This is a genomic window from Frateuria sp. GZRR33, from assembly GCF_051900425.1.
Classification (GTDB): Bacteria; Pseudomonadota; Gammaproteobacteria; order Xanthomonadales; family Rhodanobacteraceae; genus Frateuria_A.
This window is the reverse complement of record NZ_JBHZGK010000007.1, coordinates 1-17,651: the sequence shown is the minus strand read 5'-3', so window position 1 is coordinate 17,651 and position 17,651 is coordinate 1. Positions and strand designations below refer to the sequence as shown.

At 68.9% G+C, this 17,651-nt stretch carries 17 protein-coding genes; 8 read left to right on the top strand and 9 right to left on the bottom strand.

Annotated elements, in window-relative coordinates:
* Nucleotide 1 precedes the first annotated feature (1 nt).
* The 3 genes from ACFWZU_RS10445 to ACFWZU_RS10435 all read right to left on the bottom strand — a co-directional run bounded on the left by ACFWZU_RS10445 (nucleotide 2) and on the right by ACFWZU_RS10435 (nucleotide 2,743).
* Entirely contained in the window at nucleotides 2-1,438 is a 1,437-nt protein-coding gene (locus ACFWZU_RS10445; protein ID WP_439701453.1) for a M20/M25/M40 family metallo-hydrolase, read from the bottom strand.
* Between the two features lie 143 nt (nucleotides 1,439-1,581).
* Nucleotides 1,582-1,998: a large-conductance mechanosensitive channel protein MscL gene (mscL, locus tag ACFWZU_RS10440; RefSeq protein WP_439701452.1), complete on the bottom strand. Its 417-nt coding sequence runs from the start codon at nucleotides 1,996-1,998 to the stop codon at nucleotides 1,582-1,584.
* A 58-nt stretch (nucleotides 1,999-2,056) separates the two neighbouring features.
* Nucleotides 2,057-2,743 carry a fumarylacetoacetate hydrolase family protein gene (locus tag ACFWZU_RS10435; RefSeq protein WP_439701451.1) on the bottom strand — a complete coding sequence of 229 codons (687 nt, stop codon included), beginning with the start codon at nucleotides 2,741-2,743 and terminating at the stop codon, nucleotides 2,057-2,059.
* A 186-nt stretch (nucleotides 2,744-2,929) separates the two neighbouring features.
* Here ACFWZU_RS10435 and ACFWZU_RS10430 point away from each other — a divergent pair, with 186 nt between their 5' ends.
* The 4 genes from ACFWZU_RS10430 to ACFWZU_RS10415 all read left to right on the top strand — a co-directional run bounded on the left by ACFWZU_RS10430 (nucleotide 2,930) and on the right by ACFWZU_RS10415 (nucleotide 7,435).
* Nucleotides 2,930-4,162 carry an efflux RND transporter periplasmic adaptor subunit gene (locus ACFWZU_RS10430; protein WP_439701634.1) on the top strand — a complete coding sequence of 411 codons (1,233 nt, stop codon included), beginning with the start codon at nucleotides 2,930-2,932 and terminating at the stop codon, nucleotides 4,160-4,162.
* Nucleotides 4,163-4,244: 82 nt separating this feature from the next.
* Nucleotides 4,245-4,931: an ABC transporter ATP-binding protein gene (locus ACFWZU_RS10425; RefSeq protein WP_439701450.1), complete on the top strand. Its 687-nt coding sequence runs from the start codon at nucleotides 4,245-4,247 to the stop codon at nucleotides 4,929-4,931.
* 10 nt (nucleotides 4,932-4,941) lie between these two features.
* Nucleotides 4,942-6,108 (top strand): ABC transporter permease, encoded by a 1,167-nt coding sequence (locus tag ACFWZU_RS10420; protein ID WP_439701449.1) that lies wholly within the window; start codon nucleotides 4,942-4,944, stop codon nucleotides 6,106-6,108.
* A gap of 10 nt (nucleotides 6,109-6,118) precedes the next feature.
* Entirely contained in the window at nucleotides 6,119-7,435 is a 1,317-nt protein-coding gene (locus ACFWZU_RS10415; RefSeq protein ID WP_439701448.1) for an ABC transporter permease, read from the top strand.
* An 80-nt stretch (nucleotides 7,436-7,515) separates the two neighbouring features.
* Here ACFWZU_RS10415 and ACFWZU_RS10410 read toward each other — a convergent pair whose 3' ends face one another.
* The 5 genes from ACFWZU_RS10410 to ACFWZU_RS10390 form a co-directional block, all read right to left on the bottom strand.
* Nucleotides 7,516-8,934 (bottom strand): short-chain fatty acid transporter, encoded by a 1,419-nt coding sequence (locus ACFWZU_RS10410; protein ID WP_439701447.1) that lies wholly within the window; start codon nucleotides 8,932-8,934, stop codon nucleotides 7,516-7,518.
* A 123-nt stretch (nucleotides 8,935-9,057) separates the two neighbouring features.
* The gene (gene yedA, locus ACFWZU_RS10405; protein ID WP_439701446.1) at nucleotides 9,058-9,969 is read right to left on the bottom strand and encodes a drug/metabolite exporter YedA; all 912 of its coding nucleotides are present in this window, start codon (nucleotides 9,967-9,969) and stop codon (nucleotides 9,058-9,060) included.
* A 27-nt stretch (nucleotides 9,970-9,996) separates the two neighbouring features.
* Nucleotides 9,997-10,383 (bottom strand): VOC family protein, encoded by a 387-nt coding sequence (locus ACFWZU_RS10400; protein WP_439701445.1) that lies wholly within the window; start codon nucleotides 10,381-10,383, stop codon nucleotides 9,997-9,999.
* A gap of 143 nt (nucleotides 10,384-10,526) precedes the next feature.
* A complete protein-coding gene (locus ACFWZU_RS10395) occupies nucleotides 10,527-11,393 on the bottom strand; it encodes a methylated-DNA--[protein]-cysteine S-methyltransferase (RefSeq protein WP_439701444.1) in 867 nt (288 codons plus the stop codon).
* A 72-nt stretch (nucleotides 11,394-11,465) separates the two neighbouring features.
* Nucleotides 11,466-11,738 (bottom strand): hypothetical protein, encoded by a 273-nt coding sequence (locus ACFWZU_RS10390; RefSeq protein ID WP_439701443.1) that lies wholly within the window; start codon nucleotides 11,736-11,738, stop codon nucleotides 11,466-11,468.
* Between the two features lie 76 nt (nucleotides 11,739-11,814).
* On the opposite strand from ACFWZU_RS10390, the gene ACFWZU_RS10385 reads away from it, so the two are divergent.
* Nucleotides 11,815-12,156 carry a Rieske (2Fe-2S) protein gene (locus ACFWZU_RS10385; RefSeq protein WP_439701442.1) on the top strand — a complete coding sequence of 114 codons (342 nt, stop codon included), beginning with the start codon at nucleotides 11,815-11,817 and terminating at the stop codon, nucleotides 12,154-12,156.
* Between the two features lie 459 nt (nucleotides 12,157-12,615).
* Here ACFWZU_RS10385 and ACFWZU_RS10380 read toward each other — a convergent pair whose 3' ends face one another.
* Entirely contained in the window at nucleotides 12,616-13,698 is a 1,083-nt protein-coding gene (locus ACFWZU_RS10380; RefSeq protein WP_439701441.1) for a polysaccharide biosynthesis/export family protein, read from the bottom strand.
* 664 nt (nucleotides 13,699-14,362) lie between these two features.
* Here ACFWZU_RS10380 and ACFWZU_RS10375 point away from each other — a divergent pair.
* The 3 genes from ACFWZU_RS10375 to ACFWZU_RS10365 form a co-directional block, all read left to right on the top strand.
* Nucleotides 14,363-14,797, top strand: coding sequence for a low molecular weight protein-tyrosine-phosphatase (locus tag ACFWZU_RS10375; protein ID WP_439701440.1), 435 nt, complete (start codon nucleotides 14,363-14,365; stop codon nucleotides 14,795-14,797).
* 24 nt (nucleotides 14,798-14,821) lie between these two features.
* Nucleotides 14,822-17,038: a polysaccharide biosynthesis tyrosine autokinase gene (locus tag ACFWZU_RS10370; RefSeq protein ID WP_439701439.1), complete on the top strand. Its 2,217-nt coding sequence runs from the start codon at nucleotides 14,822-14,824 to the stop codon at nucleotides 17,036-17,038.
* Between the two features lie 39 nt (nucleotides 17,039-17,077).
* The coding region (locus tag ACFWZU_RS10365) for a nucleotide sugar dehydrogenase (protein ID WP_439701633.1) at nucleotides 17,078-17,651 on the top strand (574 nt) is incomplete at its 3' end.

Below are 17,651 nucleotides of genomic sequence, written 5' to 3'. Positions count from 1 at the left end.
GTCAGTCGCCCGCGCCGTCGTCGGCGAAGGCGCCGGGGGCGGAGCCGAAGTCGCCGTCGGCCTGGGCGGCCATGTACGAGAACGCTGCGTATACGGCCACGTTCTGCGCCAGGTCCTTCGGGTCGATCTTGTCGAAGGTGTCGTTGGCGGTGTGGTGCCAGTCGAAGTAATAGGTGCCGTCCTGGGTCAGCGACAGCGCGGCCATGCCCTTGCCGTGCATCTGCGACAGGTCCGAGCCGCCGCCGCCAGGGCGCTTGGCGTCATAGGCCACGCCGATCGGCGCGAGCACCTTGGCGATCTGCTCGATGGCACCGCGCGCCTCGGGCTTGACGCTCGCGCTCATGCGCCACACTCGGCCCGAGCCGAAATCCGACTCGGTGCCGAGCTGGAATTTGCGCACCTCGCCCGCGTGTTTCTCCGCGTACGCACGGCCGCCCCACAAGCCCATTTCCTCGTTGGCGAAGGCGATCACGCGGATGGTGCGGTCCGGCCGCTGCGGCAGATCGTGGATCAGCTTGGCGGCACCCATGGCGATGGCCACGCCCGCGGCGTCGTCGATCGCGCCGGTACCCAGGTCCCAGGAATCGAGGTGGCCGCCGATGGCGACGACCTGGTCGGGATACTTCGCGCCGGTGATCTCGCCGATCACGTTGGCGCCGGTGTATTCGCCCTCGATGCCGCAGTCGAGATCCAGCTTCACCGTGACCGGCTTGCCGTAGGCGAGCACGCGCTCGAGCTGGTCGGCATCGGGGTTGGACAGCGCGGCGGCCGGAATCTTCCTGGCCGGGTCGCGGAAGCCGGTGACGCCGGCGTGCGGCGTGCGGCTCTGCGGATCGGTGCCGGCCGAGCGCAGCAGGAAGCCTGCCGCGCCCTTGGCCTGGGCGATCACCGGGCCCTGCGTGCGGATTGCCGAGCCCATGCCGTAGTCATGGCCGTCCTTGTGCCGCTGCATGCGGAAGCCGATATAGACGATCTTGCCCCTGATGGCGGACGGATCGGCCGCCTTGAGCGCGTCGAGGCTGTCGAACTTCACCACCTGAGCGGTGAGGCCGCCCTTGGGCGTGCCCGGCGAATAGCCCAGCGCGGTCAGCACCAGCGACTGCGGAAAGGGCGAGACGATCGCGCCGCTCTCGCTGTGGCGCACCCACTTCGGATAGGTGACCGGCTCGGTGTAGACCTTGTCGAAGCCCAGCTCCCTGAACTTGGCGATCGCCCAGTCCACGCCGCGCTTGTCCGCCGGGCTGCCGGCCAGCCGCTGGCCGACCTCGGTGGTGAGCGATTCGGCGATGCGATACGCGGTGTCGTCGTGCATCGCCTTGTCGCGCAGCTGTATGGCCGTCTTCACGGCCGCGGCCGGGATGGAGGTATCGGCGGCACTGGCCACGCCACTGGCCAGCAGCAGGCTGGCGGCGAGCAAGGTGAGGGAAAAACGGCGCATCGGGTGAACTCCGCTGGGGATGAACAACCCATTATTGGGGGCTCGCCCGGGTAAGGCGTAGGCCAGAAGTCAGGGGGCCGGGCAACGGATGGTGTCGCGACTGCGTGCAGCCACCCTTGCCCGTGTCCCGGCCCGTTTGCGATCTATCGCCGTTCCTTCAGCAGGTCGCGAATTTCGGTCAGCAGCGCCACGTCCGCCGGCGGCTCGACCGGCTTGGCCGCCTCATCGGCCTGTTGCTGCTTGTGGCTGAGGCGATTGATCGCCTTGACCAGCAGGAACACCGCAAAGGCAATGATCAGGAAGGTGATGATCGTATTGACGAAGGCGCCGTAGTTGATCGCCACTTCGGCGGTCTTGCTGGCGGGGTCGGCCGGCTTCAATACCCACTTGAGGCGCGAGAAGTCGACGCCCCCGGTGACCAGTCCGATCGGCGGCATGATCACATCGTTGACCAGCGACGTGACGATCTTGCCGAACGCGCCGCCGATCACCACGCCCACGGCCAAGTCAACGACGTTGCCACGCATGGCGAATGTCTTGAATTCCTGCAGCATGCCCATCCCAGTGCCTCCGGTTGCGGTTGCGGTTGTGGTGTACGGGCTCCTGGCCCGTCGGTGATCAGGCGATCCTTCCGTCCAGCACGGCGATGCCTTCAAGTTCGGCATGAAAACGGTCGCCGCGGTGGAGCGCCGCGACACCGGCCGGCGTGCCGGTGAACAGCAGGTCGCCCGGCTTGAGCTCGAACAGCCTGGACAACGCCGCGATGATCGCCGGTACGTCGTGGATCATGTCCGCAAGCGTGGCCTGCTGGCGCAGCACGTCGTTCACTTCCAGGCTCAGCCGTGTCTGCGGGCCAGGCCGGCCGTGTTCGGCCGGACGCAGCGCCGAGACCGGCGCGGAATGGTCGAACGCCTTGGCCACGTCCCAGGGGTGGCCCTTGGCCTTGGCCTGCGCCTGCAGGTCACGCCGGGTGAGGTCCAACCCCACGCCGTAGCCGAACACCAGCGTCTGGGCCAGATCGGGCGTGAGGTCGCGCCCGCCGCCGGCCAGCGCCACCACCATCTCCACCTCGTGGTGCAGTTCGGCGGTGGCGCTGGGATAGGGCACGTCGGCACCGTCGGTGACCACCGCATCGGCCGGTTTGCAGAAGAACATCGGCTGTTCGCGGTCGACCGTGGCGCCCATCTCGCGCGCGTGGTCGGCGAAGTTGCGGCCGATGCAGAAGATCCGGCGTACCGGGAAGCGGTCGTCGCTGCCGAGCACCGGCAGGCTGGGGACGGCGGGCAGGGGGATGGCGTAGCGCATCGCGCGAGCCTAGCAGACCGCACCGTCGCCCGGACGCCAAGGCACGCGCCACGGCCGGGCGCCTTCAGGCCAGTCCCGGGCCCGCGTGACACCTGTCATTGCCGATGGCTGATGGCGCAACCTGCCGCCCGGCGCCGGTTTGCCGCATCTTTCGTCTTCGCGCAGGGGACGATGGAAAACCAAGGCATGGACAACGGGGAACTGCTCAGGCAGCTGAAGATCGACCGCGGCCACCGTGAAGCGGTGAGCACCGCGCCCGTGCGCTGGCCGTGGATCGCCGGCGCGGCGGCGCTGGTGCTGCTGGCGGTGGGCATCGGTGGCTGGTGGATGCTCGCCAACCGGCCGCTGGCGGTGCAGACGGTCACGGCCGCGGCGCCCGGCGGCGCCGAGGCAGGGGCGGTGCTGCAGGCCACCGGTTACGTCACTGCACGGCGCCAGGCGACCGTCTCGGCGCAGATCACCGGCACGCTCACCGACGTGCTGATCGAGGAAGGCGACCACGTCACCAAGGGCCAGGTGCTGGCGCGGCTGGAGGACAGCGCCTACCGCGCCAACCTCGACGCCGCCCAGGCCGGCGCCCGCGCGGCGCAGGCGCAGGTGGGCCAGCTCCAGGTACAGCTGATCCAGGCCCGGCACGATGCGGCCCGGCAGGACGCGCTGGTCGGCCGCGGTCTCGTGGCGAAGCAGGCGGCCGAGCAGGCGCACACCCAGGTCGACGCGCTCGCCGCCCAGCTCGACGCGCAGCGCCGCCAGGCCGAGGCCGCGCAGGCGCAGGCGCAGGTGGCCCAGGTGGACTTCGACTACACCGTGGTGCGCGCGCCGTTCGACGGCGTGGTCACCGACAAGGCCGCGCAGGTCGGCGAGATCATCTCGCCGCTGTCGGCCGGCGGCGGCTTCACCCGCACCGGCGTGGGCACGATCGTCGATATGGATTCCCTCGAGGTCGATGTCGACGTCAACGAGGCCTACATCGGCCGCGTCAAGCCGCACATGCCCGCCGAGGCGGTGCTGGACGCCTACCCGGACTGGCGCATCCCGGCGCACGTGATCGCCATCGTCCCCGCCGCCGACCGCGGCAAGGCGACGGTGAAGGTGCGCGTGGCGCTGGAGAACAAGGACCAGCGCATCGTGCCGGACATGGGCGTACGGGTGTCGTTCCTGGAAGCGCGGCCCAAGGCCACCGCGCAGGCGCCACGCGGCGTGCTGGTGCCCGCGGCGGCGATCGCGCAGCGCGACGGGCACGAGGTGGTGTTCGTGGTGCAGGGCGAGCGCGTGCAGCAGCGGCCCGTGCAATCACAGGCACGCGGCGACCAGCGCCTGGTGTCCGAAGGCGTGCAGCCCGGCGAGACGGTGGTGGTGTCGCCGCCGGCCGAACTGCGCGACGGCACGGCGGTACGTGTCGAGAACAAGCAGTCCTGAACGTCGAATGCAGTGGCGGGCGCCCGCTGGCGGACGCGCGCGAAGGCTCGAGCAAACCATTACGGCTGACCGGAGAAAGCCCATGGGCAACCTGATCGAAACCCGCGACCTGGCCAAGGTCTACACGCGCGGCAAGCAGAAGGTCGAAGTGCTTCACCACATCGACCTGGACATCGCCGAGGGCGACTTCCTCGCCCTGATGGGCCCCTCGGGCTCGGGCAAGACGACCTTGCTGAACCTGATCGGCGGGCTGGATACGCCCTCCGCCGGCGTCATCAGCGTCGGCGGCCAGCGCATCGACCAGCTAGGCGCCGGTGCGCTTGCCAAGTGGCGTGCGGCCAACGTCGGCTTCGTGTTCCAGTTCTACAACCTGATGCCGATGCTCTCGGCGCAGCGCAACGTCGAGCTGCCGCTGCTGCTGACCAGGCTGTCCTCGGCCGAGCGGCGCCAGCGCGCCTCGATCGCGCTGCAGCTGGTGGGCCTGGCCGAGCGTGCCTCGCACAAGCCCAGCGAGCTGTCCGGTGGCCAGCAGCAGCGCGTGGCAATCGCCCGCGCGATCGTGTCCGATCCCACCTTGCTGGTGTGCGACGAGCCGACCGGCGACCTCGACCGCCAGTCCGCCGAGGACGTGCTGGGCCTGCTGCGCACGCTCAACCGCGAGCACGGCAAGACCATCGTGATGGTCACCCACGACCCCAAGGCCGCCGAGTACGCCAACCACACGCTGCACCTGGACAAGGGCACGCTGGTCGAGCAGGCGTTGGCCTGAGGAGGCTCGCATGAAATACCTGCACCTGATCTGGGCCGCGCTGTGGCGGCGCAAGACGCGCACGATCCTCACGCTGGTATCGATCCTGGCGGCGTTCCTGCTGTTCGGCATGCTCGACGGCGTGCGCACCAGCTTCGCCAACGCGGGCAAGAGCGCCGCCGGCGCCGAGCGCCTGCAGACCGGCTCGAAGCTTTCCTTCATCGAGACCCTGCCGCAGTCGCTGCAGGCGCGCATGGAGCAAGTGCCGGGCGTGAAGATGGTGGCCTACGCCAACTGGTTCGGCGGCGCCTACCAGGACCCGCACAACCAGATCTTCACCTTCGCGGTGAGCGACAACTACGTGGACATGTACCCGGAGGTCGCGGTTTCGCCGGCCGAACGCAAGGCCTTTGAACAGACCCGCACCGGCGTGCTGGTCGGTGACCTGCTGGCGAAGAAGTACCACTGGAAGGTCGGCGACAAGCTGCCGTTGCAGTCGAACATCTTTCCCAATCGCGACGGCAGCAAGAACTGGAGCTTCGACATCGTCGGCGTGATGCACTCGGCCAAGCCGGACGACAAGCAGATGCTCCAGGGCGGCATCCTGATGCACTGGAAGTACTTCGACGAGTCCAACCCGTACAACCGTGGCCGGGTGGGCTGGTACGTCACCCGCGTGAACGACGCCAGCCAGTCGGACCGCGTGGCCAACGCGATCGACGCGCTGTCGGCCAACTCGGACCACGAAACCCGGACGATGACCGAGCAGGCCGCGTTCGCGCAGTACATCAAGCAGATGGCCGACGTCGGCTTCATCGTCATCTCGATCATGGGCGCGGTGTTCTTCACCCTGCTGCTGCTGACCGGCAACACGATGGCGCAGGCGGTACGCGAGCGCACCTCGGAACTGGCCGTGCTCAAGACGATCGGCTTCTCCAGTACGAGCGTGCTGGGCCTGGTGCTGGCCGAGTCGGTGGCGCTGGTGCTGCTGGGCGGCGTGCTGGGCCTGGGCCTGGCCGCGCTGCTCGGTCCGGTGCTCAGCGCCGGCAGCGGCGGGATGGTCAGCATGCCGCCGGTGCCGGCGAGCAGTTGGGCGATCGGCGTCGCGCTGATGCTGGCGATCGGCCTGCTGGTCGGCGTGCTGCCCGCGATGCGTGCGATGCGCCTGAACATCGTCGATGCACTGGCCGGGCGCTAAGGAGAAACCCATGAAATCGTTTCTGCGTGGAATCCTGCTCGCCCTCGTGGTGGTGGCGAGCATCGTGGCCTGGGCCGCGCTGCCCTGGCCCGTGTTGCTGGCGCTGGCGGTGCTGTTCCTCCTGTGGATGCAACTGACCCGCGCCGGCCGGCAGGCCGGTTCGGCCACCAGCGTGGGCGTGAGCACGCTGCCCCAGCGCATCGGCTCGTCCTCGGTGGTGGTGGTCGGCATCGCCGGCGTGGTGGCGGTGCTGGTGTCGCTGCTGGCGATGGGCGTGGGCTACAGCGAGGCGCTCAGCAACAGCGGCAGCGCCGATACCGCCATCGTGATGCGCGGTGGTTCGGCCTCGGAAGTCTCCTCGGTACTCGAACACGATGCCATCGTCGCCATCGCCGAGGCGCCGGGCATTGCGCGCGACAAGGCCGGCAAGCCGATCGCCTCGCCCGAGCTGGTGGTCGCGGCCAACCTGCCGCTCAGCGACGGCAGCGGCGACGAGGGCAGCGTGCAGTTGCGCGGCGTGGGCGACCAGGCCTGGGCAGTGCGCCCCGAGGTGAAGATCATCGCCGGGCGCACGTTCAAGCCGGGCCTGCGCGAGCTGGTGGCCGGCAAGGGCGCGCAGCGCCAGTTCGCGGGGCTGGCGCCGGGAAGCCAGATCAAGCTGGGCAGCCAGATGTGGACGGTGACCGGCATCTTCGCCTCCGGCAACGCCACCGATTCGGAATTGTGGAGCGATGCCGACGTGGTCGCTTCGGCGTACCGGCGCGGCAGCAGCCGCACCTCGGTGTTCGCCCGGCTGACCGGCGCCAACGCCTTCGACGGATTCAAGGCTGCGTTCAAGGGCGACCCGCGCCTGCAGGTGGACGTGGAGACCACCCTCGACTACTTCAGCAAGCAGTCCGAGCAGACCAGCCAGGCGATCAGGATCATCGGCATCGTGGTGGGCGTGATCATGGCGATCGGCGCGGTGTTCGGCGCGCTCAACACCATGTTCGCCGCGGTCGCCGGCCGCGCCCGCGAGATCGCCACGCTGCGCGCGATCGGGTTCCGCGGCACGCCGGTGGTGGTCGCGGTGATGCTCGAAACCATGCTGCTTGCGCTGGTCGGCGGCGTGCTCGGCGGGTTGCTGGCGTGGCTGGCGTTCAACGGCTTCGCCGCCTCGACGCTCGCCGCGGGTACCACCGCGCAGATGAGCTTCCAGTTGCACGTGACGCCGGCCCTGCTCTGGACGGGGATCAAATGGGCGCTGGCGATCGGCTTCATCGGTGGCCTGTTCCCGGCCGTGCGCGCGGCACGGCTGCCGGTGACTACGGCCCTGCGCGAGTCCTGAGCCCAAAAACGTAGGGTGGGCTTCAGCCCACCATCCCCTCTCGCGAACGGGTGGATGGTGGCCACCCTGCATGCCTGCCGTCACCCGGGCATCAGCGGCGGAACGTAGGCCAGCGTCAGTCCCAGCGCCCACAGCAGGCCCAGCACCAGCGGCACATGCACCAGCAGCTGGATGAAGGTGAAACCGACCACGTCGCGCGCCTTCAGCCCGAGTACGCCCAGCAGCGGCAGCATCCAGAACGGGTTGACCAGGTTGGGCAGCGCCTCGGCGGCGTTGTAGACCTGCACCGCCCAGCCCAGGTGCACGTGCAGGTCGCGGGCCGCCTGCATCACGTAGGGCGCCTCGACCAGCCACTTGCCGCCCCCCGAGGGCACGAAGAAGCCCAGCACCGCCGAGTAGCTGCCCATCACCAGCGGAAAGCTGTCGGTGCTCGCCACGCGCACGAACACGCTGGCCAGGCGGTGTGCCAGCGTGGCGCCGTCGGCGCCGGGCGCGTGGGTGAGCAGGGCGGCGATGCCGCCGTAGAGCGGGAACTGGATCAGCACGCCGGCGGTACTGGGCACCGCGCGCGCCACCGCATCCAGAAAGCTGCGCGGGCGCCAGTGCAGCAGCAGGCCAACGGTGAGGAACAGCAGGTTGTAGGTGTTCAGGTCGGCGATCGCCACGGCCGCCGGCAGGCTGGCGAAGCGCCGCAGCAGCCAGCCCAGCCCCAGCACGCCGACCAGCAGCGAGAGCAGCGGGCTGTACTCGAGCCATTCGCCCGGCCGCGTGCGTGGCGGCAGCACGGGCAGCGCGTCCGCATCGGCCACGCCGCAATCGCGGGCGCTGCGCACACCTTCGCCGGTCGGCGTGGTGAACCAGCACACCAGCAGCGACACGGCGATCAGCACCGCGGTGAGCAGCAGCGACTGCCACAGGAAGATCGTCTGGGTGAACGGCAAGACCCCGGTGATCGCCAGCAATCCCGGCGGCATGCTGGCGGGGTTGGCCTGCAGCTGCGCGGCGGACGAGGAAAGACCCATCGCCCACACCGCGCCCAGTCCAAGGTAGGCCGCGGCGCCGGCGGCGCGGTAGTCCATCGCCAGGTCGTCGCGGCGCGCCAGCGCGCGCACCAGCAGCCCGCCGAAGACCAGCGAGAAACCCCACGACAGCAGCGAGGCGAGCATGCTGACCAGCGCCACGTAGCACACGGCGCCGCGGCCGCTTTTCGGCACGCGCGCCAGCGCATCGATCAGCCGCGCCACGATCGGCGCGCTCGCCACCACGTAACCGCCGATCACCACGAACGCCATCTGCATGGTGAACGGGATCAGGCTCCAGAAGCCGTCGCCGAAGGCCTGCACGGTCGTCGCGGGCGTGGCGCCGAAACCCAGCGCGAGCAGCGCAGCCAGTACCAGGCCGAGTGCGGCGAACACCCAGGCGTCGGGAAACCAGCGTTCCGACCAGGCCGCACTGCGCAACGCCGCGCCTGCGAGCAGACCTTGCTGCGAGGAGTCCATGCCGTGCTCCGTTGCCTTCGCCAGCCGGCATGGTGGCACGGAGGAATCCCCTGTAGGAGCGCCCTTGGGCGCGACCGCATGGCATCCCGGTCGCGCCCAAGGGCGCTCCTACATGGGCTTCGCCTAGCGTGTGGGCTTCTTCGCCAGCGTGATCACGCCAACGCCCACCAGGATGATCGCCATTCCGCCCAGGTCGTACGGCCCCACGTGCTCGCCGGCCAGCAGCACGCCGAACAGCACCGCCACCGGCGGGTTGACGTAGGCGTAGCTGGTCGCCAGCGCCGGACGCGCGTGCTTGAGTACGTAGAGATACGCGCTGAAGGCGATGATCGAACCGAACAGCGCCAGGTACACCAGGGCCGCCGTGGCGCGCACGGTGGGATGGGCCGGCAGGTGTTCGCCGGTGCCTAAGCCGACCAGCAGCAGCGCGACGCTGGCGCAGAGCATCTGCGCGGCGGTGTTCATCGGACCGGGCGGCATGTCCTGGCGTTTGCTCCAGGCCGAGCCGAAGGCCCAGCTCATCGCCGCCACGATCAGCGCGAGTGCGCCCAGCCGCGAACCCGAAAGCCCGCTGCCCAGGTTCAGCACGACCACGCCGGCGAAGCCGATCAGCAGGCCGACCGTCTCGCGGCGGCTCGGCCACTGGCCGTACATGCCGGAGAACACGGCAGCGAACAACGGCATGCTCGCCACCGCCACCGCGGCGATGCCCGAACTCACGCTCTGTTCGGCGTAGCACACCAGGCCGTTGCCACCGAGCAGCAGCAGCACGCCGGTCACCGCTGCATTGCGCCATTGCCGCCGCGTCGGCGGGCGCACGCCGCGCAGGCGCAGGAAGCCGTACATCGCCAGGCCGGCGCCGAGGAAGCGCACGCCGGCGAGCAGGAAGGGCGGGTAGCTCTCCAGCGCGTAGCGGATGCCCAGGTAGGTCGAGCCCCAGACCACGTACAGCGCGAGCAGGCCGAGCGGGATCAGCAGGCGTGGCTCCTCCAGCGTGCGGGCGGGAGCGGCGGAGGTGTCTTCGATGGCGGACATGGGCGGGGCCGTGCGTAGGGAGGGGAATCAGCGGGCCAGGTGGGTGCCGATCCACCACAGATGGCCTTCGGGGTCGCGCAGTCCGGCGGTGCGGTCGCCGTAGGGCTGGTCGGTTGGCGGGGACACGCTGTCCGCGCCGGCGGCCAGGCCTGCGGCATGGCAGGCGTCCACGTCCGGCACGTAGACGTGGGTGGAGCAGCGTACGGGTTGGCGTCCGTCGGGGCGCTCGCCGAGCATCACCACCGAATCGTCGATACGCACTTCGGCGTGCATGACCGAGCCGTCCTCGCGCGCCTTGCGATAAAGCTCCTGCGCACCGAAGGTCGCCTGCAGGAAGGCCAGCATGGCGTGCGCGTCAGCCACCAGCAGGTAGGGCGAGACCGCGTTGTGGCCGGCGGGCTTGTGCATGGGCATCGGCAGATCCGTTGGGGACGAGGGCAAGCGCCGGCAGCCGGCAAGGCCGGCGTCGTTGGGTGGGTGTTGCCCGAAGCGCGCACGATAGCGGGAGCGCTACCGGCGCGGTAGCGCGCAGTTCTCAAACCAGCCTTGAGCGAGGGTCAAGACACGCGGCGGCGCTCCGGTGCGGCGCCCCGGCTGCGCTCGCGCGCCAGCAGTTCGCGCTTGCGTTCCACGCCCCAGCGCCAGCCGCCCAGCGAGCCGTCCTCGCGCACCACGCGGTGGCAGGGCACGATCAGCGCCAGGCGGTTGTTGCCGCAGGCGTTGCCGATCGCGCGGGCGGCGTTGGGATCGCCCAACTCCGTGGCGAGCGCGCGGTAGCTGCGCGTCTGGCCGGCGGGGATGCGGGTGAGCGCCTCCCACACGCGCCACTGGAACGCGGTCGCCGCGATGTCCAGCGGCGGCATGGCGGGCGCGGCGGCGTCGCTCCAGCCCAGTTCGCTGGCGATGCGCGCGATCACCGCGTCCAGCCATTCCTCGCGTCCGGCATCGACGCGCTCGCGCGTGGCGTGGGGGAATTCGTCGGCAAGGCCGCGCTCAAGCGTCGCGTCGTCATCGCCCAGGTTGACCGCGCAGATGCCGCGCGTGGTGGTAGCCACCAGTAGCCGGCCCAGCGGCGTGCCGGTGGTGGTGTAGCGAATGCTGGCCCCGGCGCCGCCAGCGCGGTAACTGGCCGGGGTCATGCCGAGCAGGCGGTTGCTGTGTTCGTAGACGCGGCTGCCGGAGCCGAAGCCGGCCTCGTAGACCGCATCGGTCACGGCCGAGCCCTCGCGCAGGGCCGCCTTGAACTGGCCGAAGCGCCGTGAGCGGTGGTACTCGGCCGGACTCATGCCGAAGCGCCGGCGGAAGGCGCGCTGCAGGTAGGTCGGGCTCAGCGCGACCGCACTGGCCAGGGCGTCCAGGCTGAGCGCGGTATCGGCCTCGTCGAGCAGCCGGCGGGCCTGTTCAAGCGGTTCGATGGCGGACATGGCGGCGTTCCGGTTTCCAGATGACGCCAGTCTGGCGGGACGGCCGCGGGGCGGCCATCCGCTTCTTGCACGTCAACGCGCGACCGGGCGACCCTCGTGCAACACCACGAAATCGCCTTCGAGCACCTGCGGACGCGAACCGGGGGCGGGCGCCGAACGGCCGACGGCACGCGCGCGGTTCCACTGGCGCAGCGCCAGCCACAGCCCGCCGCCGACCAGCAGGACGCCAGCGACGACCAGGCCGAACACCAGCATCACGCCCAGCACGGCGACCCCCACGACCAGCGACAGGGCGCGCGCGAGCGGGTGGCGGGGACGGGAAGACGGCAGCTGGAACAGGCGCATGTTAAAAATCCGTGTGGTAAAATCAACGACTTACGTGCGCAACGATGGGGCTTTCACGCCCCCGAGGCAAGTGCCGATGGACCTACCCACAGGGGCGCTTTGCCGCCTCGATCACATTCCCGACGGCACTGCCGCGGCCGTCGACGCGGTGCTGCCCGACGGGCCGGAGAACCTGATCGTGCTGCGCGACGGCGAGGAGGCGCGCGCCTGGGTCAACGTCTGCCCGCACGCCGGGCGCCGGCTGGACTGGGCGCCGGGCCAGTTCCTGATCAGCCGCGGCACGCTGATCTGTGCCGTGCACGGAGCGAGCTTCCGGACCGGGGACGGCTTCTGCGTGGGCGGGCCGTGCCGCGGGCAGTCGTTGCGCGCGGTGCCGGTGAGGGTGGAGCGCGGGGTGGTCTGGCTGGCCGACGATTGAGCGCCTCTCCGCTCGGGGAGAGAGGTGGGCCGGCCGGCGCTCGCGGGAATGCTCCCGGCATGAGTGAGGGGCTGCGGTTGTCGTTCGTGCGGCGGCTCGGCGACTTGGCTCGCCTGCTGCGGGCTTCCGATCGCCTGCCGGCGCCCGGATCACTTTCCTCGAAAAAAAAGTAACGGGAGGAATGGCCTGCCAGTCCCGCTGAAGACAAGAGCGAGGCAGCAAGCGTGCGAGGTTGTGTAAGTTCGCCTCGCGCTGCTCCTCTCCCTCCGGGAGAGGTTGGGGTGGGCGGCCGGAGCTCGCGGGAATGGCCGCAGAAGCGCTGCCTTGCCAGTCGTTCTTGCGCAGTCTCTCCGCGACCTGGCTCGCCTGCGGCGGCCAACAGAAAAAGCCCGGCTTGCGCCGGGCCTCTTCTGGTTCCATGCCGGCGGGCCTTCCCTGGCCCGCCAGCCAAACCTTGCGTCAGGGGTTGTTGACGCGATCGACCGAGCCGGCGGTCTGGTAGATCAGGCCGGACAGCGGCAGCAACTGGCTCAGGAAGCGGTTCCACTTGGTGATGCCGGCCGCGCCGACCCACACCACGTCGCCCGGCTTCACGCGGAAGTTGTCCGCCAGGGCATAGGACGCCGGCGAGCGTGCGTTGAGGTGGAACACCTGCGCGGGCGTCTGGGTGAGCTTCTCCGAACCGCGGATCACGTACACGGCATTGCCCGAGGAAGTGATCGGGCTCAGGCCGCCGGCACGACCCAGCGCCTGGGTGAGGGTCAACGCGGTGGTCTTGAAGGTGATGGCCTGCGGACGGATCACCTCGCCCACGACGTAGACCTCCTTGTTGTCGTTGAACGGCAGGAACAGCCGGTCACCGGGCTTGAGATAGATCTGACCCTGGGCGCTCTGGTTGAGTTCGGTCAGGTCGATCGGATAGGTCTTGCCGTCACGGGTCAGCGTGAACCCGGAAAGGTCCGCCTCCTGCGTGTTGATGCCCGCCACGCCGATCGCCTGGGACAGCGTGACCGGCACCGAGTTGAGCACCTGGGCGTCGGTGTGCTGGAAGGCGCCCTCCAGGGTGACCCGATGGCTGCCGTAGCCGACCACGTTGACGTCCACCTGCGGCTCGCGCACGAAGCTGCTCAGCTTCTTGGTCAGCGCCTGGCGCAGTTCCTCGACGGTGAGCCCGGCCGCCTTGATGGTGCCGGCGTAGGGATAGAACAGCGTGCCGTCAGGGCGCACCAGGCGGCCGTTGGCCACGGTCTGCTGCTGCGAGCCCGCGGGCGAGGTCAGCTCCGGGTGGTCCCACACGGTGATGTACAGCGTGTCACCGGCGCCGATGCGGTAGTCCTCGGGCTGGTAGGACAGCAGTTCCTGCGGAACCGTGCTGGCTTGCGCCTCGCTGCTCTCCACCAGCTCGGGCGTGATCTGCACCAGCTGCATGTGGCTGTCCTCGCGTTGCAGCGCACCCTCGTCCATGCGCTGGCCGGGAACGATCGCGCAGCCGTTCAGCGCGAAGGCGAAGAGAAGGAGGGCTACTGCGGGTAGCGTTTTCATAATGCGTCCTTTCTGCTGGGCCATGCGGGAGATAATCGTGACGGTTTAATGAAGGAGGTCGTCCGAACGCTCGCGTAATGGCAGGTTGTGGCTAATGGCTTGGGTTAATGCGAGTTGGTGTATCTGTGCTTATTGACGATGCCGGGCGGCAGTGCCCCGCCGGGCACCGCCGACGGGGCCTGAGCGTTTCGTCCACCGATGCGGTCCAGTGGAGCGACGGGGTGGACGCCGGCCCTCGCCGACGGCTGGCCGGCCGATGCCGGGATCCCGTGGGTGGCGCGCGAAGCCTTGGAGGCCAAGGCCTGGCCGACCACGAGCAAACCGGCAAGCGGAAGCACGAGCTTCAACATGTGCATGGGTTGGGCCCCCCGAGGATTGGAACGGTTGCCAAGCGGGCTCGACGATCTAACGCGATCATTCGTGAATGTCACGAGAAAGCGGGTTCTTCAAGTTGGCGTTATGCCGGGGCCAGCCCGCGTGAAGAAAAGATGCAGCGTTGGACGCATTTTCTTCACGTATATGAAGGGAGTGTCCAACATGATTTTTTCACGGAACAGGAGTTTAGACTGCCCGCTCTCTCGACCGGTTCGGCGTCCATCGCGCACCCGGCCGGCAGGGGCATCGACAGGGGCCACATGGCCTTGGGTACTCGGGAGTGTGGAGCGTGTTCAAGAACATCCTCGTGGTCTGCGTCGGCAACGTTTGCCGCAGCCCGGTAGCGGAATTCCTGTTCCGCCGCGAACTGGGCGAGCGCGACATCCACGTCAGCAGCGCCGGCCTGGGGGCGCTGGTGGGACGGCCGATCGACCAGCACGCCGCCGAGCTGCTCGAGGACGAGGGCATCGATGCCAGCGAACACCGTGCACGCCAGCTCGAGCCCTCGATGCTGCGCGAGGCGGACCTGGTCCTGGCGATGGAGCGCCGGCACCTCAATTCCGTGGTGAAGCTCGCCCCGGAGGCGAGCGGCAAGGTTTTCCTTTTAGACAAATGGCACGCGGGCAGCGACGTGCCGGATCCGTTTCGACGTTCGCGCAGTGTGTTCGAGCAAGTACACGCCTCAATCGAACGTGGCGTCGGCAGTTGGCTGCGCTACCTGTGAATCCTCCAGCCTAGGAATCGGGCTATGACCACCAAACAGACCTTCCCGTCCTCACCGCGTCGCGATGACGACATCGACCTGCACGCGCTGCTTGGCACGCTGCTCGACCACAAGTGGTTGATCATCGGCGTCACTGCCGTGTTCTTCGTGATCAGCGTGGTGTACGCCACCTTGACCACGCCGATCTACGAGGCCACTGCCACCGTCCAGGTGGAGCAGAAAGTCCCCACCCTGCCGGGCCTGGACGATCTGTCGCAGACGCTGGGCGCCAGCTCCTCGCAGGCCACTACCGAGATCGCGTTGATCACTTCGCGCACGGTCATCGGGCAGGCGGTGAACAACCTCAAGCTGGACGTCACCGCCCAGCCCGAGCGCTTCCCGGTGATCGGCGACTACATGGCGCGCAGCTACAAGCCACAGATGCCCGGTGACGTGGCGCCACCGTTCATGGGCATGGACAGCTACGACTGGGGCGGCGCCGAACTGGACATCTTCCAGCTCGACGTGCCCTCGGCGCTGCTGGACAAGCAGCTTCACCTGGTCGCCGGCGAGCACGGTACCTACACGCTGACCGACGCCGGGGACAACGTGCTGCTGACCGGCCGCGTGGGCGAGTCGGCCACCGGCAACGGGATCACCATGCAGGTGCAGGCACTGCACGCCAACCCGGGCACCGTGTTCGACGTGGCGCGCCATTCGCACCTGGGCACGATCACCGGCCTGCAGGGCGCCATCAACGCGACCGAGCAGGGCAAGGACTCGGGCATCATCGTGCTCACCTACGACAACACCGATCCGGTGCTGGCGACGCAGTTGCTCGACCAGATCAGCGCGCTGTATGTGCAGCAGAACGTGGAGCGCAACTCCGCCGAAGCGGCCAACAGCCTGAAGTTCGTCAAGGAGCAGCTGCCCAAGGTCAAGATGGACCTGGAGAAGGCGACCGCCGCGCTGAACGCGTTCCAGATGCGCGCGCATTCGGTCGACATCAGCCTGCAGACCAAGGGCCTGCTCGACCAGACGGTGGCGCTGGATACGCAGATCGAGAACCTGCGCATGCAGATGGCCGACGTCGAGCGCAAGTACACCTCCAACCATCCGACCTACCAGGCCCTGGCCGCGCAGATCGGGCAGTTGCAGGCCAAGAAGAACGCCCTGGAGAAGCAGGTCGGCCACCTGCCCGATACACAGCAGGAACTGCTGCGCCTGACCCGTGACGTGCAGGTCAGCAACGAGACCTACACCAACCTGCTCAACCAGGCCCAGCAGCTCGACATCGCCCGCGCCGGTACCGTCGGCAACGTGCGCGTGGTCGATCGCGCCGCGACCAACACCAACCGTCCGGTGTGGCCGCCGAAGACCATCCTGGTGCTGGCCGGCACGGCGCTGGGTGGCCTGCTCGCGCTTGCCTTCATTTTCATCCGCCAGCTGCTCAACCGCGGCGTCGAAGACCTGGCCGCCATCGAGCACGTCGGTCTGCCGGTCTACGCCTGCGTGCCGCTGTCGGCGGCCGAGCGCGAGATCACCGATCGCAATGGCCGCGTGCGACGAGGCGCGTACGCCCAGCACCTGCTGGCGCAAAGTGCGCCGGACGACCTCGCGGTCGAGGCGCTGCGCAGCCTGCGCACCAGCCTGCACTTCGCCCGCCTGGAAGCGAAGAACAACCTGCTGATGATCTCCAGCCCGGGCCCGGGCGCCGGCAAGACCTTCGTCGGTTCGAACCTCGCGGCGGTGATCGCGCAGGCCGGCCAGCGCGTGCTGCTGATCGATGCGGACATGCGCAAGGGCGCGCTGCACACCGTGGTCGGCGGTCGCCCGGAGCAGGGCCTGTCCGAACTCATCTCCGGCCAGATCGGCCTATCCGAGGCCGTGCGCACGGTGGAGGGGGCGAACAACCTCTACTTCATCGCGCGCGGCAAGGTCCCGCCGAATCCGTCCGAGCTGCTGATGCATTCGCACTTCACCGCGCTGCTGGAGAAGCTCAAGCCGCGCTTCGACCTGATCATCATCGACACCCCGCCGATCCTGGCGGTGACCGATGCGGCGGTGATCGGCCACCACGTGGGCACCAGCCTGATGGTCGTGCGCTTCGGCGTGAACCAGGCGCGCGAGATCGCGCTGGCCAAGCAGCGCTTCGAGCAGAACGGCGTGCCGGTCAAGGGCGCGATCTTCAACGCGGTCGAGAAGCGCAGCGCGGGCTACTACGCCTACGCGTACTACGAGTACGCCGGCGCCAAGGCCTGATCACGCATTCGCTATCGCAATAAGGAACGACACATGACACTGAAAGTCACCCTGTTCGGCACCGGCTACGTGGGCCTGGTCACCGGCACCTGTCTCGCGGAGATGGGCAACCACGTCCTGTGCGTGGACGTCGACGCGGGCAAGGTCTCGCGGCTCAAGAACGGCGAGGTGCCGATCTACGAGCCGGGCCTCTCGCCGATGGTCAAGCGCAACCACGAGAGTGGCCGGCTGGACTTCACCACCGACGCGGCGCAGGGCATCGACCACGGCGACGTGATCTTCATCGCCGTGGGCACGCCGCCGGACGAGGATGGCAGCGCCGACCTGCGCTACGTGCTCGAAGTGGCGCGCAGCATCGGCCAGCACCTGAACCGCTACGCGGTGGTGGTGAACAAGTCGACCGTGCCGGTGGGCACCGCCGACAAGGTGCGCGCGACCATCGCCCAGGCGCTGGCTGAGCGCGGCGCGGTGATCCCCTTCGACGTGGTCTCCAACCCCGAGTTCCTCAAGGAAGGCGACGCGGTGGAAGACTGCCTGCGCCCGGATCGCATCGTGATCGGCAGCTCCAGCGAGCGCGCCACCGCCGTGCTGCGCAAGCTCTACGCGCCGTTCA

Excerpts from the sequence above, each read along its gene's own strand:
- ACFWZU_RS10445 (WP_439701453.1), bottom strand. The coding sequence starts at position 1,438 with ATGCGCCGTTTTTCCCTCACCTTGCTCGCCGCCAGCCTGCTGCTGGCC.
- mscL (WP_439701452.1), bottom strand. The coding sequence starts at position 1,998 with ATGGGCATGCTGCAGGAATTCAAGACATTCGCCATGCGTGGCAACGTC.
- ACFWZU_RS10435 (WP_439701451.1), bottom strand. The coding sequence starts at position 2,743 with ATGCGCTACGCCATCCCCCTGCCCGCCGTCCCCAGCCTGCCGGTGCTC.
- ACFWZU_RS10430 (WP_439701634.1), top strand. The coding sequence starts at position 2,930 with ATGGACAACGGGGAACTGCTCAGGCAGCTGAAGATCGACCGCGGCCAC.
- ACFWZU_RS10425 (WP_439701450.1), top strand. The coding sequence starts at position 4,245 with ATGGGCAACCTGATCGAAACCCGCGACCTGGCCAAGGTCTACACGCGC.
- ACFWZU_RS10420 (WP_439701449.1), top strand. The coding sequence starts at position 4,942 with ATGAAATACCTGCACCTGATCTGGGCCGCGCTGTGGCGGCGCAAGACG.
- ACFWZU_RS10415 (WP_439701448.1), top strand. The coding sequence starts at position 6,119 with ATGAAATCGTTTCTGCGTGGAATCCTGCTCGCCCTCGTGGTGGTGGCG.
- ACFWZU_RS10410 (WP_439701447.1), bottom strand. The coding sequence starts at position 8,934 with ATGGACTCCTCGCAGCAAGGTCTGCTCGCAGGCGCGGCGTTGCGCAGT.
- yedA (WP_439701446.1), bottom strand. The coding sequence starts at position 9,969 with ATGTCCGCCATCGAAGACACCTCCGCCGCTCCCGCCCGCACGCTGGAG.
- ACFWZU_RS10400 (WP_439701445.1), bottom strand. The coding sequence starts at position 10,383 with ATGCCCATGCACAAGCCCGCCGGCCACAACGCGGTCTCGCCCTACCTG.
- ACFWZU_RS10395 (WP_439701444.1), bottom strand. The coding sequence starts at position 11,393 with ATGTCCGCCATCGAACCGCTTGAACAGGCCCGCCGGCTGCTCGACGAG.
- ACFWZU_RS10390 (WP_439701443.1), bottom strand. The coding sequence starts at position 11,738 with ATGCGCCTGTTCCAGCTGCCGTCTTCCCGTCCCCGCCACCCGCTCGCG.
- ACFWZU_RS10385 (WP_439701442.1), top strand. The coding sequence starts at position 11,815 with ATGGACCTACCCACAGGGGCGCTTTGCCGCCTCGATCACATTCCCGAC.
- ACFWZU_RS10380 (WP_439701441.1), bottom strand. The coding sequence starts at position 13,698 with ATGAAAACGCTACCCGCAGTAGCCCTCCTTCTCTTCGCCTTCGCGCTG.
- ACFWZU_RS10370 (WP_439701439.1), top strand. The coding sequence starts at position 14,822 with ATGACCACCAAACAGACCTTCCCGTCCTCACCGCGTCGCGATGACGAC.